Source organism: Robiginitalea sp. SC105, from assembly GCF_014243345.1.
In the GTDB taxonomy this organism is placed as follows: domain Bacteria; phylum Bacteroidota; class Bacteroidia; order Flavobacteriales; family Flavobacteriaceae; genus Robiginitalea.
Genome location: NZ_JACLZF010000001.1, coordinates 733273 through 749667 on the forward strand (window position 1 = coordinate 733273; position 16395 = coordinate 749667).

Genomic DNA, 16395 nt, shown 5'->3' on the forward strand with positions numbered 1-16395 from the left:
CCAGGGCCCCAGGTAACCCGAATCGATATTAAAAGTTCCGCCAGCGTTATTTTTGAAATAGGAATCCCACTATTTTTGTGGGCATCCTTTTTAGGGCATGAAGAAGTACCATATTTCCAGACATCACCGGTTTATCACCGTCGGGCTGAATTACGAGAAGGCAGATGCAGCGACCCGCGGGCTCTTTGCCCTGGACGATGACAGCATCGAAATACTGCTCGACAGGGCCCTGGAAGAGGGGATCGACGGGTTGCTGGTTACCAGTACCTGCAACCGGACGGAACTCCATGGGTTCGCATCCGCCCCCCAGCACCTCATCCGGCTGTTGTGCGACTATTCGAATGGCACGGAAACCGATTTTGACCGCGTGGGCTATGTGTACCAGAACCAGGAGGCCATCGGCCACCTGTTCCGGGTGGGAACCGGCCTGGACAGCCAGATCCTCGGAGACTTCGAGATTATCAGCCAACTGAAAAAATCCTTCAAGCTTTCCCGCAGGCACGGCCTGGCCAACCCCTTTATGGAGCGGTTGGTGAATTCGGTTATCCAGGCGAGCAAGCGGATCAAGAACGAAACCGGGATCTCCTCCGGGGCCACCTCCGTGGCCTTTGCCTCCGTACAGTACCTGCTGGCGCGGGTCCCTGACATATCCCGGAAGAAGATCCTACTCTACGGCACCGGCAAGATTGGCCGGAATACCTGCGAGAACCTGGTCAAGCATACCGGGCACGACCAGATCACGCTCATCAACCGCACCCGCGAACGGGCCGACGCCCTGGGAAGGAAACTCAATGTGCGGGTACGGCCGGCCGAGGCGATCCGCGAGGAGATTGCCGCATGCGACGTCCTGATTGTCGCCACCGGGGCCACCCTGCCCACGGTGACCGCGTCCATGGTCCCGGCTGATAAGCCCCGGTGGATCCTGGACCTGACCATCCCGATCAATGTCGCCACCGGGGTGGGCGAGCTGCCCGGGATCACCCTGGTCCACCTGGACCGGCTCTCCCGCATCACCGACGATACCCTGGCACAGCGCAAACGCTTTATCCCGGAGGCAGAGGCCATCATCGGCGAGGTGCTGGCGGATTTCAACCAGTGGCTGGAAAGCCGCAGGTTTGCCCCAGTCATCCGTGCCCTGAAGGCCAAACTCAAAACCATGAAGGAGGAGGAACTCGATTTCCAGGCCCGGAAAATCGAGGGTTTCGATGCCTCCCAGGCCGATGTGGTGACCGACCGCATCATCCAAAAAATCACCCGGCATTTTGCGAACCACCTCAAGGATTCCGAGATCGATACGGAAGAAAGCCTGGAACTCATCCAGAAGGTCTTCCAACTTGAAATCCCGGAGCGATGAGCAGGGTGCTGCGCATCGGGACCCGCGACAGCGAACTGGCCCTATGGCAGGCCCGTACCGTACTGCGCCAGCTGGAGGCGGCCGGGCAGGCTGCCGAACTGGTCCCGGTGAAGTCCACAGGCGACCTGATCCTGGACAAGCCGCTTTACGAACTGGGGATCACCGGCATCTTCACCAAGACACTGGATGTGGCCCTGCTCCGAAAAGACATCGACCTGGCGGTGCATTCCATGAAGGATGTGCCCACCGCCCTGCCGCAGGGGATCAGCGAGGCAGCGGTCCTCCAGCGCGCCAGCCCGCGGGATGTATTGATACACAAGGGGCTGCATTTCCTCGGGGGTGCCGGCCGGGTTGCCACCGGCAGTCTGAGGCGCAAGGCGCAGTGGCTGAGCCGGTATCCGGGACACGAGGTGGTTGGCCTGAGGGGGAACGTGAATACGCGCCTGAGGCTGCTCCGGGAAAATCCCTGGGACGGGGCCATATTTGCCGAGGCAGGCCTGGAACGCCTGGGGCTTTTGCCGGAATCCTGTGCCGTGCTTGACTGGATGCTGCCGGCCCCGGCCCAGGGCGCCATGCTGGTAGTAGCCCGGGAAGGGGATACGGAGGCCCGGGAGGCTGCGGCACCCCTGAACCACCCGGAGACCGCCCTGCAGGTGGCCGTGGAGCGCGCATTCCTCAGGACCCTTGAAGGGGGCTGTACGGCACCCATCGGGGCGCAGGCCCGCTTGCAGGACGGGGAGTTACTGCTGGAGGGCGGTTTGTTTTCCCTGGACGGCAGCCAGGCTATTACGGTTTCGAGAAAGACCAAACCTTCCGAGGGCGCCCGCTTTGGCGAGGCCTGTGCCGGGGAAATCCTGGATTCCGGCGGCGGTGCCCTGATGGAATCCATCCGTAAATCGCTAGCAACATGATGGACGTATTATCAACCAAACAACTTACCGATGAGCAGCAGGCGCTGCTCCCGGAAACCGAATTTTACCTGGAGCATTACGATGCCCTGAAGATTACCTACCTGGAAGCGGACCTCCATTCGGACGATGAGGCCCTTTGCATCTTTACCAGCAGCCACGCCATTGAGGCGTGTTTCCCTAAAGGGCGCCTCCCGGACCGGATGCTCAATTGCTTCTGCGTAGGCCGGAAGACCGCTGCCCGCCTGGAGGAAATGGGCCACCGTATTCTGGCGGTGGAGGACCATGCCGAAGCCCTGGCTGGCAGGATCATCAGCAAATACCCCAGCCGTTCCTTCCTTTATTTTTGCGGCAGCCGCAGGCTGGATACCCTCCCGGACCTGCTCGGGGAAGCCGGGGTCCGGCTGGAAGAACGCGTGGTATACCGCACCGGTTTCAACGACCGGTTGATCGACCGAAAGTTCGACGCCATCCTATTTTACAGCCCCAGCGGGGTAGAGAGTTTCCTGGGGTCCAATTCCCTGGGGGGCGCCGTTGCCATTTGCATCGGACCCACCACAGCACGGGCAATCAAAAAACATACCGATAAGTATTTAATAGCGGAAACCCCCAGTGTGGAAGGGGTCCTGCTGGCCGTCCAACAACTCCTCGAAAGCAAACATGAAGGATAAATTAGAGAATGACCTGTTCCTGAAAGCCCTCCGGGGGGAAACCGTCGACCGGCCACCCGTCTGGATGATGCGGCAGGCGGGGCGCTACCTGCCGGAGTTTATGGAAATCCGGGAAAAATACGATTTCTTTACCCGCTGCCAGACCCCGGAACTCGCTTCCGAAATCACGGTCCAGCCCATCCGCCGCTACGGCATGGACGCCGCCATCCTCTTCAGCGACATCCTGGTAGTGCCCCAGGCCATGGACATCGAGGTGGAGATGAAACCCGGCATCGGGCCCTGGCTGCCCAACCCGGTGCGGTCCGCCGCCGATGTGGACCGGGTGGTGGTACCGGATGCTGCAGAGGCCCTGGGCTATGTGATGGATGCCATCCGCATGACCAACGAGAAACTGGCCGGGCAGGTCCCCCTGATCGGTTTTGCCGGCTCCCCCTGGACCATATTCTGCTATTGCGTGCAGGGGCAGGGGAGCAAGAGTTTCGACAAGGCCAAGGCGTTCTGCTTTTCCAACCCCGAAGCGGCCCATGCATTGTTGCGAAAAATCACCGAAACCACCATTGCCTACCTGAAAGCCAAGGTGGCGGCAGGGGTGCATGCCGTACAACTTTTCGATTCCTGGGGGGGCATGTTGTCCCCGGCCGATTACCAGGAATTTTCCTGGAAGTACCTGCAGGAGATTGTCGATGCCCTGAAAGGCCTTGCCCCGGTCATTGTATTCGGCAAGGGGTGCTGGTTTGTCCTGGATACCATGGCGCAGAGCGGGGCCTCGGCCCTGGGGGTGGACTGGACCCTGACCCCGCAGAAGGCAAGGGAACTATCCGGGGGGAAGATCACCCTGCAGGGGAATTTTGACCCTGCCCGGTTGTTGTCCCCCCCCGATACCATCCGGCGGATGGTCCACGAGATGATCCGCGGCTTTGGAAAAGACCGGTACATCGTGAACCTGGGGCACGGTATCCTCCCGGAGGTGCCGGTATCCCATGCAGGGGCGTTTATAGAGGCAGTCAAATCATATCGTGAAGGATAGGTTCTACAAATACATCGAAGGGTTGCAGGACCGGATTACCGGTGCCCTGGAGGTCGAGGACGGCACAGCCCGCTTCAGGGAGGATACCTGGGAGCGCGCCGAAGGGGGAGGGGGCCGGACGCGGGTGATACAGGACGGGAAGGTCTTTGAAAAAGGGGGCGTGAACATATCGGCCGTGCACGGCCCGCTGCCGGAAAGCATGCAGCAGTATTTCGGGGTGGAGGAGGCCGACTTTTTTGCCTGCGGCCTGAGCCTGGTACTGCATCCCAAAAGCCCCATGGTCCCTACCGTACATGCCAACTGGCGGTACTTTGAGATGTACGGGCCGGACGGAAAGGTGGCCGACAGCTGGTTCGGAGGCGGACAGGACCTCACCCCCTATTACCTGTATGAAGAGGACGCCCGCCATTTCCACTCGGTCTGCAAGGCAGCCTGCGACGCCCACGACCCGGCTTTCTACCCAAAATACAAGGAGCAGTGCGACCGCTATTTCTGGAATGCGCACCGGGACGAGGCCCGGGGGATCGGGGGCCTTTTCTTCGATTACCTGAAACCGACCCCCGAACGCCCTGCGGAAGCCTGGTACGATTTTGTGACCGGTGTGGGGGATTCCTTCCTGGAGGCCTACCTGCCCATTGTCCGGCGCCGGAAATCCCTGGAATGGGGGGAGGCCGAACGGGAATGGCAGGAGATACGTCGGGGCCGCTACGTGGAATTCAACCTGGTCCACGACAAAGGGACCCTCTTTGGCCTGCGGACCAATGGCCGGATCGAAAGCATCCTGATGAGCCTGCCCCCGGTGGTGCGCTGGGCCTACGACCACCACCCGGAAGCGGGGACACCTGAAGCGCGGCTGGTGGAGGTCCTCAGAAATCCCCAACCATGGTTTTGAGCGCCTGGATTCGGGCGGGTGACCGAATAAATCGTAAATTTGGTTTAGAATAGAGACCCATGAAAAAACAGGAAATCTTCCAGGTAGACGCTTTTGCCGGCGAGTTGTTCCGCGGGAACCCCGCAGCCGTATGTATCCTCGACAGTTGGTTGCCCGATGACCTGATGCAGTCGGTCGCTGCCGAAAACAACCTTTCGGAAACCGCCTTTGCCGTACCGGCCAACGACGGGTACGAGATCCGGTGGTTTACACCGGTCACTGAGGTGGCCCTGTGCGGGCATGCCACCCTGGCCACGGCACATGTGCTGTTTTGCGAACTGCCACCCTTTGGGGATTTGCTCCGTTTTTTCAGCCGGGAGCGGGGCAAGCTGACCGTTACCCGCGACGGGGACTGGCTGGTCCTGGATTTCCCGTCGGATCCGCCCCGGCCGGCAAAGTTACCTGTGGGGATGACCGAGGCGATCGGGCAGGAGCCCCTGGAGTGCATGAAAGGGACCACCGATTACATGCTGGTTTATCCGGACCAGCACACCATTGAAAATCTGCGCCCCGATTTTGGCCTTTTGGGGCAAATTCCTGCGAGGGGGGTCATTGTAACGGCCCCCGGCCGGGAGGTGGATTTCGTGTCCCGTTTCTTTGCGCCCCAGTCCGGGGTGGACGAAGATCCTGTAACCGGGTCCGCCCATACGGTACTGGTCCCCTACTGGTCCGGTCGTCTGAAAAAAAATACCCTCACGGCCCGGCAGCTTTCCCGTCGGGGCGGGGAGCTGCGGTGCGAATCCCAGGACGATCGCGTGGCCATCTGCGGGCAGGCGCAAACCTACCTGAAAGGCCACATTTATTTACCCCGACATTAATCCCATCCCGATATGTTCCCGAACAGACGCAACCGTCGCCTAAGATCCTCAGCGGCCCTCCGGGCCATGGTCCGGGAGACTTCCCTTTCCCCTGAAGATTTCCTCGTCCCCCTTTTCGTCACCGAAGGCAAGGGGATCCGGGAAGGCATCCCCTCCATGCCGGGCTATTTCCGCCTGAGCCTGGACCACCTGAAAAATGAAGTCCGGGAACTCTGGGCCATGGACCTAAAGGCAGTGCTGCTCTTTGTCAAAGTGCCTGACAATCTGAAGGACAATCGGGGCACGGAGGCCCTGAACCCGGAAGGACTGATGCAACGGGCCATCCGCGCGGTGAAGGATGCCTGTCCGGACATGGTGGTTTTGACAGACGTGGCCCTGGACCCCTATTCGGAGTTCGGGCATGACGGCATCGTACAGGACGGGCGGATCCTGAATGACGCTACCGTTGAGGTGCTCTCGGCCATGGGCGTTTCCCATGCTGCCGCCGGTGCCGACCTGGTCGCGCCCAGCGACATGATGGATGGGCGGGTGCGCGGTATCCGGGAAGCCCTGGACCAATCGGGCTATACCAATACCGGGATCATGAGCTACAGTGCCAAATACGCCAGCGCCTTTTACGGCCCGTTCCGGGACGCCCTGGATTCGGCGCCTGTGGCGGAAGCCGGGATCCCGGCAGATAAAAAGACCTACCAGATGGACCCTGCCAACCGCCGGGAGGCCATACGGGAAACCCTGATGGATGTAGAGGAAGGCGCGGATATCGTCATGGTCAAACCGGGTTTGTGCTACCTGGACGTTGTCCGGGAAATCCGCAACGCGGTGGAACTCCCGGTAGCCGTTTACCAGGTTTCCGGCGAATACGCCATGGTGAAAGCAGCCGCCGAGCGCGGATGGCTGGATCACGATGCGGTGATGATGGAACAACTCCTCGCCATCAAGCGATCCGGGGCCGACCTGATTGCCAGTTATTTTGCCCGGGATGCCGTGAAGCTGCTGGGGTAAGACACTGCTGCCCGGCTTGGAATCCGGATCGGGTATTCGACCCGATTGGAGGCATAACAATAAGAAAATGAGGGACCTTCTACTATATATACTAATTGGTATATTATTCTGTGAACAAATTCATGGGCAGTCAGGGGCTTCCGACCCGGAGCGCCAGGCCCTGGTATCCGTTACCCCCGCAACCAAGGCTCCGGCAACCAGGGCACCGGCACGCGATTTGCCCGTGGGTTCCCTGGAGGAATTCGGGGTGGATTCGGTGGCCCTCTACCAACAGGTGGACTCGCTCATGGAGCTCGGCATCCGGTCTGAGGCCTTCCCTGGAGGCCAGCTGCATGTGGCTTACCGGGGCAAACAGGTCTTCCATAAAACTTATGGCTTCCACACATACGACAGCCTGTACCCGACCCGAGCCACAGACCTGTACGACCTGGCTTCAGTCACCAAGATTGCTGCAGCGCTGCCGGCCCTTATGCGCCTCACCGGCGAAGGGAAACTGGACCTGGACGCGCCATTCAGCGACTACTGGCACCCCTGGCGCCGCCGGAGGGACAAGCGCGACCTGACCCTGAGGGAAATCCTTGCCCACCAGGCCGGTCTGGAACCCTATATCGTATTTCTCTCCGACGTTCGTTCCCGCAAAGGCCTTAAGCGCCGGTTTGTCCGGGAGCACCCCTCCCCCCGCTTTGGCAGGGAGGCCTACGCCGGACGGTACGTCAAAGACCGGTTTATCCGCAAGATGTACCGGAAGATCAATCGCTCGGAAGTCTCGAAGGAGAAGACCTACCGCTATTCCGGCCTGACGTTCCTGTTGTTCCCGGAAGTGGTTCGGGAACTCACCGGAAAGCCCTTTGATACGTATTTGCGGGAAAACATATACGACCCACTCGGGCTGGACCACCTGGCCTTTTTACCCGCCCGCCGCCTGCCGGGCATGGAGGCCGTGCCCACCGAGTTGGATACCCTCTTCCGCAACGACCTGACCCGGGGGTGGGTACACGACGAAAATGCGGCCCTGATGGGCGGGATCTCCGGAAATGCCGGCCTCTTTGGCACGGCACAGGACCTGGCTGTGCTCATGCAATGCTATGCAAACTACGGGACCTACCAGGGGGTTCGTGTGCTCGATTCGGCCACGGTCCGGGAATTTGCACGGGTGCAGTACCCCGAAAATGACAACCGGCGGGGCCTGGGCTTTGACAAACCCCTGCCGGACAACCCGGACCTGTCCCTTGAAGAGGCCTATCCGGCCCCTCAGGCCAGCGAGAGGAGTTTCGGCCACAGCGGGTTTACGGGCACGTTTATCTGGGCCGATCCGGAATACCAGTTGGTATTTATTTTTCTCTCCAACCGCGTCTACCCCAGCCGGGACCACCGTCAGCTCTACGAACTCGGCCTGCGCACCCGCTTGCAGCAAGCCTTTTATTCCGCACTAATTTCAGCCCATTAGCTGAGCCCGGCAGACAATTTTTGTATCTTAGGCTTTAGATAGTGCATCCATGGGTTTACTCCTTTTTTACGCCTTAATATCCATATTCTTCTCCTTCCTCTGTTCCGTCCTCGAAGCGGTTTTACTGTCGGTGACCCCGACCTTCGTCAATGTCAAAAAAAGGGAGGGCAAGCATTTTGCCCTGACCCTGGAACGGCTCAAAAAGGATGTTGACAAGCCCCTGATTGCCATCCTCACCCTCAACACCGTGGCGCATACCGTGGGGGCCATCATGGTGGGCGTTCAGGCCAAGGTGGCCTATGTGGAGCGGTACGGGCAGGAAACCTTTGAGATATTCGGCTACCCGTTTACAGAAGACCTGATGGTGGGGGTGGTTTCCACCCTGATGACCATCCTGATCCTGGTGGCCTCCGAAATCATCCCGAAAACGATTGGCGCGACCTACTGGAAACAACTCGCCAATATCTCCAGCCGCATCCTCAACGGCATGGTATGGGTCCTCCGGGTTACTGGCCTGCTTTGGACGCTTCAGTTGTTCACCCGCCTGATCGGGAAAGGGCAGCACCAGAGCATTCTGACCCGGGAAGACTTTTCGACCATGGCCGATGTGGCCCAGGAAGAGGGCGTTTTTGAGGAATCGGAATCCAAAGTGATCAAAAACCTGCTGCAGTTCGACGAAATCCTCGTCAAGGACGTGATGACCCCCAGGGCGGTCATGCTGATTGCGCCCGAGGACCAGACGGTGGCGGAGTTTTTCGGGAAACACCCGAACCTGCGCTTTTCTCGGATCCCGGTTTATGCCGAGCGGGTGGATACCATCAGCGGCTTCGTGCTCAAGGACAGCGTACTGGAAGCGATGATCAACAAAAACGGTGACCGGCCGCTTGCGGACCTCCGGCGGGACCTTTTGGTTACCAAGCGGGACACACCCATCCCCCAGCTGTTCGACACACTGATCCGCAAACGGGAACACATTGCCCTGGTGGTGGACGAATACGGCTCCGTGGCCGGTCTGGTCACCATGGAAGACATCATCGAAACCCTGCTGGGCCTGGAAATCATGGACGAGAGCGACAATGTGGAAGACCTGCAGCTGCTGGCCCGCAAAAAGTGGGAAGACCGTGCCAAGCGGAGCGGCATCATCGAATAATGCAACCCCTTAACTCAAAGGCGCCCGGAAACACCATGGAACAGGCAACCCTACAGACCCCCCTGGGGATGGCAACCATCCTGGGCGATCGCAACGGGATACGGGCCATAAGGGTAACCGACCACTCGGAGGGCGAAGATTCCATCCCGCCGGCACTGGCCGAAGCCTGCGGGCAGCTGCGCGAATATTTCAACGGGGAACGCACTGTTTTTGACCTGCCCCTGGCCCCGGAAGGGACGGATTTCCAGCAAACCGTATGGCAGGCACTCCTTGGGATCCCCTACGGCAAGACCATTTCCTATATGGACCTGGCTAAACAGCTGGGCGATCCGGCCGCCATCCGGGCCGTGGCAGCCGCCAATGGTAAAAACCCGCTTTGGATCGTAATCCCCTGCCACCGCGTTATTGGCTCGGACGGGTCCCTGACCGGGTATGCTGGGGGCATTCACCGCAAAAAATGGCTGTTGAACCACGAGAGCGCCAACCCGCAGCAATCGCTTTTCTGAAAAGAACCAACCGGGTAGTCGGCTGCCGCTACATTCCGGCCACTTCCCTCGACTTCTTCTGTATTTCACCGGGGAAATGGGTTGCTGCCCCGGAAGTGCCAGGGACCAAATATTGATAGCCGGGTTCACAAACAGACCAGGCGGTCGGTTCGGGCCGATTTACTGCATTCGCCCAAAAGCGATCGCAATTTAGATGCCGGGCCTGCTTGAATCCTGCATGCATTTCGTATTTTTTGGTGCAATTCACAGAAGATGCTCCACAAACTCCCCTTACACAAGATCCTGTTCCTGGATATCGAAACCGTACCGGAACAGGAGTCCTTTGAAGACCTGTCCCCGGAGGCCCGGGAGCTCTGGGAACTGAAGTCCCGCTACCAGCGGAAGGAGGAATTCACCGCAGAGGAATTCTACGACCGGGCGGGGATCTGGGCGGAATTTGGGAAAATCATCTGCATCTCTGTCGGGTTTTTTGCCGGTTCGGGCAGGGACCGGGAATTCCGCGTCCGTAGTTTCAGCGGGGAAGAGGAGGCCTTGCTCAGGGAATTTGCAGGCCTGCTGGAGGAACATTTCAGCGGGCCGGGCAAGATGCTCTGCGCCCATAACGGCAAGGAATTCGATTTTCCCTACCTGGCGCGGCGCATGCTCATCCTGGGGATCCCCCTCCCGCCCAGCCTCAACCTGTTTGGGAAAAAGCCCTGGGAAATACCGCACCTGGACACCATGGAATTGTGGAAATTTGGGGATTTCAAAAATTTTACCTCGCTAAAACTGCTTGCCCACGTCTTAGGCGTTCCATCTCCCAAGGAAGATATCGATGGCAGTATGGTTAGGGATGTCTATTACAAAGAGAAGGACCTGGAACGTATCGTACATTATTGTGAACGGGATGTGATCACGGTAGCGCAGATATTTTTGAGACTCCGGAATGAGGAGTTATTACGGGAAGATCAAATAATTCATGTTTAGAGATCTCTAATCAGCAATTTTGCGATTCGATTTTTGGAAAGCACCCTTGTTACTTCTTCGATTTTCAGGGAATAGATTTTTCTATTAAGGGCTATATTTAGGCCGACTTACTAAGTTTGCAACCTTATAAATTTCAATTAAAAAGTTTAAATGGATTTAAAAACCATCCTTAAATGGACAGTTGCTTTTTCAATTATAGTGGGAATTTCCAGTTGTAAAGAAAAAGCGGAATCGACAATGGCGATCGTTGAAAATCATGAAGCAGTAGGAGTTTTTAACTTTCAGGACAAAGAGGAGTCCTCAGAATATAAATCGCTGAATTTGGATGAATCACATCCAAATTTACTGGACCCTCAAATTTCATCCGATCACAATGCCGTTATAAAATCGTGGACTGACTTGCACCAGAGAATTGGAGCATTTTTATCGGATAACGACTTCACCTGGGGGGTCGAGGACAAAACAGTTAACGTACTTCAAAAAATTTACTTCGAGCCGAATGGCAAAATGAAATACTATGCTTTCCGTGTATTCAATGGGAATGTAACGGAAGAAAAACAAGAGCAATTTGCCGATCTTATTGCTGAATTTGCCAAAACAAATAGAATTGATTTCCAACTGGATACAAGCTTTGCTCAATGTGGCAAAACAAAATATATGAATGAATAGACGGGGTTGGCAACACTATTGAAATAGCATATAAATATGGACACTGGGCGTATTCTTGATATAAGGGGTAAAGTGTAAAGATGCCTATTACAAACCAAGCCAGTATTGGCTTCGATAGTATATAGTATATTTCTGGAAATTCGGCGACTTCAAGCATTACACATCCCAAGCTCCTGGCCCATTAATTGGGGGCTTCCTCCCCCAAAGAATACATTGACGGGAGTTTGGCCTCAATTTTACGGGAATTCTGTTTATTATTAAAGGCCAGAGAAAATCAGATGACGGATTTCCATCAGACCCTTTTTCTAGTCGCTTCATTCATGGGAGGGTTACTGGGCTTTGCGTTGATCACCAGGATATTTAATAAGAACAAGGGGGATTTCTTTCTGGGCCTGGTCGTTCTGACCCTGGCCATTGAACTCTTTTTTTCCTGGGGGTCGCTGTCCGGATTCAATAATAATCCGGGGGTCTTTCCCTACTGGATGTTCCTGAATTACCTGCTCCTGCCCCCGGGCATATGGCTGTTTGTAAAATACCATATGGATGACAATTTTCAATTTCATCCAAAGCATTTATGGCTCTTCCTGCCCGCCGTCCTCGCGTATATCCTGGATGTATGGTCCACGGTTAACTCCGTGTCATTGATCGAATACACGGCCTGGACCTGGTTTACGCAATATCTGCCGCTGCTGGGATTGATTTATGTACTCGGATATTTTTGGATCAAATATTTCCAGCTCATGCAACGGCACGGGTTGAAATTTCATAAAAACAGCTTCCTCAGCCAACTGCGTCTTCTGATGCTCATGGCGTGCCTGACCATCGTCTGCCTGCTATGGCTGATTTTTGAATTTGTAGGATTCAGGTATTACGAACTCATTGAATATACCGCCATCCTGTTATTTATGGGTTTCGCTTTCTTCATTTTCCTCGAAAGCCAAACCTTTACCCCCCTTGCACTCGAAGCCAAAAACCGGGAATTCCCCAACTATGATGACCAGCAGAACTTGGTGTTGCTTGAACAGACCATCAACAAGAACAGGTCGTATCTGAAACCGAGTTTCCCCCTGAAGGAGCTGTCGCGGGAATTAGACCTTCCGGCCAGGTATGTCTCCTTTCTCATCAATCACTACCACGGGAAAAATTACAGGGAGTTCATCAACCAATACCGGATCGATGCATTTCTGGAAAAGGCAGCCTCAGGGGAAAATGAAGTTAAAACCCTGCTGGGACTGGCATTGGAATCCGGGTTCAATTCCAAGTCCACCTTTAACAAGGTATTCAAAGATCACATGGGAAAATCTCCTTCCGAATACCTCAACCAATACCAATCGTAGGGAAAAAGGTTCAATAACATGTTTTCATACCTCCCAAAACGTGTTTCCGGTCGCAAAAGCTTTCTGAGACCGTTTACTTTGCCCAAAAAAACATGAGAACACTTGTATCCCTTTGCGCCTTTTCGCTCATCTTTATGGCTGAGGCACAACCCAAACCTGTCGAAGTCCGCTTCGTAAAGAACATTGAGTTTTTCGGTTATATCATTGAATTGGGCAACCCTGGGGACAATGATCCCGATCATCCGGTATCCGTCGCGATCAATCAGTATCCCGAAAACAGGAACAACGAAACGCTGTTTGAAATTTTCTCCCTGGCGGGGGACATGCAGTATTCCAGCATCATAAACCTGATGTACCATTTGCCCGAATTCCCCCTCGATCCAGGCTATCAGTTGCCCATCCAAAGGGCGATGGATCTGGGATTTGGCAGCGCAGAAGAAATAAAGGCCATCCGAACACTTGTCAACAAAGTAAATTCCTTTTATCTGGAGTCTCAATTTGAATCGATCTGGACAAGCCTGGAGCCTTACCGGGCGGCAACTTCAGGGCAACTGGAGGAATTGAAACCCGGAGGTACTTTTATGGAAGCCATGGAATCCTATTACGGATCCACGTTTGACCGATATGAGATTGTACCCAGCCTGACCCTTTGGCCTGGAGGGGGATGGGCGGTAAGCAGCGAAGGGAGTGGCAAAGCAACCTTCATACTGGGGCCGATCAGAGAAAATTATATCTTTCGGGATGCGGGCTTTCAAACACTGGCACTTCATGAATTCGGGCATTCCTTTGTCAACCACGTTGTCCTCCGGTACGGGGTTCAACTGCAAAAAACGGCTGAATTGTTCAACCTGGTTCGGGAGGACATGGTCCCTCAGGGCTACTCCAATTGGAAAACGTGTATGATCGAACATTTCGTGAGGGCGGGGGAAGTCCTCGTAATGGAGCAATTGGGCGATACCGATAGAAGTTCGGAGCTCCTTGAAGATTACCGGGACAACCGCAAGTTCCTGTACCTCCCCTTTATCGTTGAAAAACTGCGGGCCTACAGGTTGGAAGGAAAGCACAGCTATCCGGAAGCCGTGCGCGCCACTCTCAGCGACCTTGAAAGTGAATGGCAGGGATAACCAATGGAAAAGCTTATTAATTAATGCGGATAACGATAAATTAAAATGCCATGATTCTGAACAAAAAATGGATTGCTTACCTGTCCTTGACTGTCATTTTATGCGGCTCCTGTACGGAAGAAAAAAGAGCGGTTAGGGAAATTGACTTTACTACCAATTATAAACTGTCATCCGAAATTGAAGAATGGGTACAAAATGATACCACGGCATGGAGATATCAGATTAGTGCGGTTGATTATGCGACAAAAGGGGATTACAAAAATGCCCTTAGGCATTGGGATTTGGCCATGGAAAGCAGGGAACTGAATTATTCTCAATCGAAAATTGATTCCATCAATAACCTGTACCAGAAAGTTCCGGCACGTGATTATATTCTGGAAAGGGCTGAGAATGAGCAGATAATCATTATAAACGAAGCACATCACAGTTCATTCCATCGGTTCTTTACGAAATCGTTGCTTAAAGATTTATTCGATCTGGGATATAAGAATTTAGGGCTCGAAGCCCTGGCTAACGGAGCCGATAAAGATTCCTTGCTGTCTGAAAGAAAACACCCAATTCCATCCACAGGGCTCTACATAAGTGAACCACAATTTGGTAACCTCGTAAGGGACGCCCTGGAAATCGGCTATCATGTATTCCCCTACGAACAAACGTCAGGCGTAAACAATACGGAACGTGAAATTGAACAAGCACGATATATTGAGGAAGTAGTCAGGAATAAACCGGGTGAAAAGTTTTTGATCCATTGTGGGTTTGATCATGCGTATGAGGGAAAACACGACTGGTGGGGAAAAGCCATGGCAGAGCAGCTTAAAGAATACACGAACATAGATCCTTTAACAATTAATCAGACGTTATATGATGATAAAGGAGATCCAAAATTCAGGCATCCCTTCGCCAAGGCCGTCGATGCCAAAGAATCCGTTGTGCTCCTGGATGAAGCGGGGAATCCTTTTCAGGCCAAAAGTGGAGAAGCTTATACCGATTTGACCATTTTCCACCCCGCTACCGAGTATGTGAACAACAGGCCGGGTTGGTTATTTGATCAAGGCAATCTGAAAGGGGAAATAGAGCTGGAGGAATTTAAATCGATGTTCCCTGTACTGGTTATGGCCTTCAGGGAAGGGGAGGATATCAACCAGGCTGTTCCGGTTGATATTTCAGAAGTGCAGAACGAACAGGGGAAAGCCATTCTGGCCCTGCCGAAAGGGGTATATACCATCGTGGTGACCGATAAAAATCAATCGTTCGAATTTAAGAAGGAGGTAAATTAACCCGTATTTTCACCATTGGCAGGAAATGAAGCTTAATGAATGCCTTAAATGGTTACCTCAAACCCCATTTTATTTACGATTATCTGTGTGCTGGGTCTGCAGGCCATGATTCTCAGCGGGCTGATTGCCTTTAAGAGACCAAGAAGGCTGGCCAACAGTTTTTTGGCGCTATTGGTGTTTTTTTATGCACTTATGGTAATCAACATCGTTGTGGTCAATGTTTTGAAGGATATCGGATTGCTCCATGTGTTCCGATATATACAGATGGAAATGATCTATGGTATCGGGCCAACGCTGTATTTCTATACCAAATGCATTACGAACCCAAACTTTGAGTTCAAAAGAATCCATTACCTGCATTTTCTGCCATTGCTCCTGGAGTTTGTTTTCTATCGGACGGCCATTTACAGGATTGGCTCTGATGGCCTGTACCTGGAAGAATTGCCCACGTATTCGTACGTGTATCTGACGCAGCAGTGGTTAGGGGTGTTTTCAATTTTAACATACAGCATCATATCCCTGGCTATACTGATCAAATATCAAAAGCAGCTCAAGGACTACTACTCAAAAATTGAAAACCTTTCTTTAAAATGGTTGCAAGCCCCCATTGTTATTTATGCGGGGTATCACATTTTATGGAGGATTTTGACAGAAATCGATCGGTTTGTTTTTGATCAAAGCCTGCGGGAATACTACTTTTTGCCAAATTTTGTAATCCTTGCCATCATCACATGCTGGATAGGGTTTAAAGGATATGTCCAGAAAGAACGGGACATAGTTCATTTCAGACCGGTTCCTAAAAATCCAAAAGGGGAAAACGAAGAAAAGGATGAAGTATTCCTATCGGAACTGAGGCAGTTGATGGAAACAGAGAAGCCCTATCTCAACCCGGACCTGAACCTTTCCATATTGGCTGAATCGCTGCATATGAAACCCAGGCAATTGTCTTCAAAAATCAATCAGAATTGCAATCAGAATTTTTATGATCTCATCAATTCGTATCGGGTTGAAGCCTTCATTAAGCGGTTGCAATCGGCTGACCGGGATAAGCTATCCTTGCTGGGCCATGCATATGAGTGTGGGTTTTACTCCAAGTCCACATTTAACCATGCTTTTAAAAAACATACCCAACTGACGCCAAGTGAGTACCTCAGGAAATTGAAAAAAACGTCCTGATGGACGCATCCGGTCGATTTCGTGCATATAAC

Annotated in this window: 16 protein-coding genes; all 16 read left to right on the forward strand. The window is 53.8% G+C overall.

The annotated features are described in order from the left end of the window. The first annotated feature begins 97 nt into the window (after positions 1–97). The 16 genes from hemA to H7F20_RS03290 all read left to right on the forward strand — a co-directional run bounded on the left by hemA (position 98) and on the right by H7F20_RS03290 (position 16363). Positions 98–1354: a glutamyl-tRNA reductase gene (gene hemA / locus H7F20_RS03215; protein WP_185784689.1), complete on the forward strand. Its 1257-nt coding sequence runs from the start codon at positions 98–100 to the stop codon at positions 1352–1354. After that, a complete protein-coding gene (gene hemC, locus H7F20_RS03220) occupies positions 1351–2265 on the forward strand; it encodes a hydroxymethylbilane synthase (protein ID WP_185784690.1) in 915 nt (304 codons plus the stop codon). Before hemA ends, hemC begins: the two co-directional genes overlap by 4 nt. Further along, positions 2262–2933, forward strand: coding sequence for a uroporphyrinogen-III synthase (locus H7F20_RS03225; RefSeq protein WP_185784691.1), 672 nt, complete (start codon positions 2262–2264; stop codon positions 2931–2933). The genes hemC and H7F20_RS03225 overlap by 4 nt, the downstream gene beginning before the upstream one ends. Continuing rightward, the gene (hemE, locus tag H7F20_RS03230) at positions 2923–3960 is read left to right on the forward strand and encodes a uroporphyrinogen decarboxylase (protein ID WP_185784692.1); all 1038 of its coding nucleotides are present in this window, start codon (positions 2923–2925) and stop codon (positions 3958–3960) included. Before H7F20_RS03225 ends, hemE begins: the two co-directional genes overlap by 11 nt. After that, a complete protein-coding gene (hemF, locus tag H7F20_RS03235; RefSeq protein ID WP_185784693.1) occupies positions 3950–4852 on the forward strand; it encodes an oxygen-dependent coproporphyrinogen oxidase in 903 nt (300 codons plus the stop codon). Before hemE ends, hemF begins: the two co-directional genes overlap by 11 nt. Before the next feature lie 59 nt (positions 4853–4911). Further along, complete coding sequence (locus H7F20_RS03240) at positions 4912–5709, forward strand: PhzF family phenazine biosynthesis protein (RefSeq protein WP_185784694.1); 798 nt, start codon at positions 4912–4914, stop codon at positions 5707–5709. A gap of 12 nt (positions 5710–5721) precedes the next feature. After that, positions 5722–6711 carry a porphobilinogen synthase gene (gene hemB / locus H7F20_RS03245; protein ID WP_185784695.1) on the forward strand — a complete coding sequence of 330 codons (990 nt, stop codon included), beginning with the start codon at positions 5722–5724 and terminating at the stop codon, positions 6709–6711. Between the two features lie 67 nt (positions 6712–6778). Beyond that, on the forward strand, positions 6779–8158 hold the full coding sequence (locus tag H7F20_RS03250; protein ID WP_185784696.1) for a serine hydrolase: 1380 nt from the start codon (positions 6779–6781) through the stop codon (positions 8156–8158). 49 nt (positions 8159–8207) lie between these two features. Further along, the gene (locus tag H7F20_RS03255) at positions 8208–9308 is read left to right on the forward strand and encodes a CNNM domain-containing protein (protein WP_185784697.1); all 1101 of its coding nucleotides are present in this window, start codon (positions 8208–8210) and stop codon (positions 9306–9308) included. A gap of 35 nt (positions 9309–9343) precedes the next feature. Next, positions 9344–9814 carry a methylated-DNA--[protein]-cysteine S-methyltransferase gene (locus H7F20_RS03260; RefSeq protein ID WP_185784698.1) on the forward strand — a complete coding sequence of 157 codons (471 nt, stop codon included), beginning with the start codon at positions 9344–9346 and terminating at the stop codon, positions 9812–9814. A gap of 252 nt (positions 9815–10066) precedes the next feature. Then, complete coding sequence (locus tag H7F20_RS03265) at positions 10067–10780, forward strand: 3'-5' exonuclease (protein WP_185784699.1); 714 nt, start codon at positions 10067–10069, stop codon at positions 10778–10780. Between the two features lie 150 nt (positions 10781–10930). Next, entirely contained in the window at positions 10931–11449 is a 519-nt protein-coding gene (locus tag H7F20_RS03270; protein WP_185784700.1) for a hypothetical protein, read from the forward strand. Between the two features lie 278 nt (positions 11450–11727). Then, the gene (locus tag H7F20_RS03275) at positions 11728–12786 is read left to right on the forward strand and encodes an AraC family transcriptional regulator (RefSeq protein WP_185784701.1); all 1059 of its coding nucleotides are present in this window, start codon (positions 11728–11730) and stop codon (positions 12784–12786) included. Between the two features lie 92 nt (positions 12787–12878). After that, positions 12879–13910 (forward strand): DUF4932 domain-containing protein, encoded by a 1032-nt coding sequence (locus tag H7F20_RS03280; protein ID WP_185784702.1) that lies wholly within the window; start codon positions 12879–12881, stop codon positions 13908–13910. 50 nt (positions 13911–13960) lie between these two features. Next, positions 13961–15187 carry a hypothetical protein gene (locus H7F20_RS03285; protein ID WP_185784703.1) on the forward strand — a complete coding sequence of 409 codons (1227 nt, stop codon included), beginning with the start codon at positions 13961–13963 and terminating at the stop codon, positions 15185–15187. Between the two features lie 48 nt (positions 15188–15235). After that, a complete protein-coding gene (locus H7F20_RS03290; protein WP_185784704.1) occupies positions 15236–16363 on the forward strand; it encodes a helix-turn-helix domain-containing protein in 1128 nt (375 codons plus the stop codon). The last annotated feature ends 32 nt before the right edge of the window (positions 16364–16395 follow it).

What these genes read in the sequence shown, in the direction of transcription:
- hemC (WP_185784690.1), top strand. Translation starts at nt 1,351, where the DNA reads ATGAGCAGGGTGCTGCGCATCGGGACCCGCGACAGCGAACTGGCCCTA.
- hemB (WP_185784695.1), top strand. Translation starts at nt 5,722, where the DNA reads ATGTTCCCGAACAGACGCAACCGTCGCCTAAGATCCTCAGCGGCCCTC.
- H7F20_RS03255 (WP_185784697.1), top strand. Translation starts at nt 8,208, where the DNA reads ATGGGTTTACTCCTTTTTTACGCCTTAATATCCATATTCTTCTCCTTC.
- H7F20_RS03285 (WP_185784703.1), top strand. Translation starts at nt 13,961, where the DNA reads ATGATTCTGAACAAAAAATGGATTGCTTACCTGTCCTTGACTGTCATT.
- H7F20_RS03275 (WP_185784701.1), top strand. Translation starts at nt 11,728, where the DNA reads ATGACGGATTTCCATCAGACCCTTTTTCTAGTCGCTTCATTCATGGGA.
- H7F20_RS03265 (WP_185784699.1), top strand. Translation starts at nt 10,067, where the DNA reads ATGCTCCACAAACTCCCCTTACACAAGATCCTGTTCCTGGATATCGAA.
- H7F20_RS03260 (WP_185784698.1), top strand. Translation starts at nt 9,344, where the DNA reads ATGGAACAGGCAACCCTACAGACCCCCCTGGGGATGGCAACCATCCTG.
- H7F20_RS03225 (WP_185784691.1), top strand. Translation starts at nt 2,262, where the DNA reads ATGATGGACGTATTATCAACCAAACAACTTACCGATGAGCAGCAGGCG.
- H7F20_RS03290 (WP_185784704.1), top strand. Translation starts at nt 15,236, where the DNA reads ATGGTTACCTCAAACCCCATTTTATTTACGATTATCTGTGTGCTGGGT.
- hemA (WP_185784689.1), top strand. Translation starts at nt 98, where the DNA reads ATGAAGAAGTACCATATTTCCAGACATCACCGGTTTATCACCGTCGGG.
- H7F20_RS03280 (WP_185784702.1), top strand. Translation starts at nt 12,879, where the DNA reads ATGAGAACACTTGTATCCCTTTGCGCCTTTTCGCTCATCTTTATGGCT.
- hemE (WP_185784692.1), top strand. Translation starts at nt 2,923, where the DNA reads ATGAAGGATAAATTAGAGAATGACCTGTTCCTGAAAGCCCTCCGGGGG.
- H7F20_RS03270 (WP_185784700.1), top strand. Translation starts at nt 10,931, where the DNA reads ATGGATTTAAAAACCATCCTTAAATGGACAGTTGCTTTTTCAATTATA.
- H7F20_RS03240 (WP_185784694.1), top strand. Translation starts at nt 4,912, where the DNA reads ATGAAAAAACAGGAAATCTTCCAGGTAGACGCTTTTGCCGGCGAGTTG.
- H7F20_RS03250 (WP_185784696.1), top strand. Translation starts at nt 6,779, where the DNA reads ATGAGGGACCTTCTACTATATATACTAATTGGTATATTATTCTGTGAA.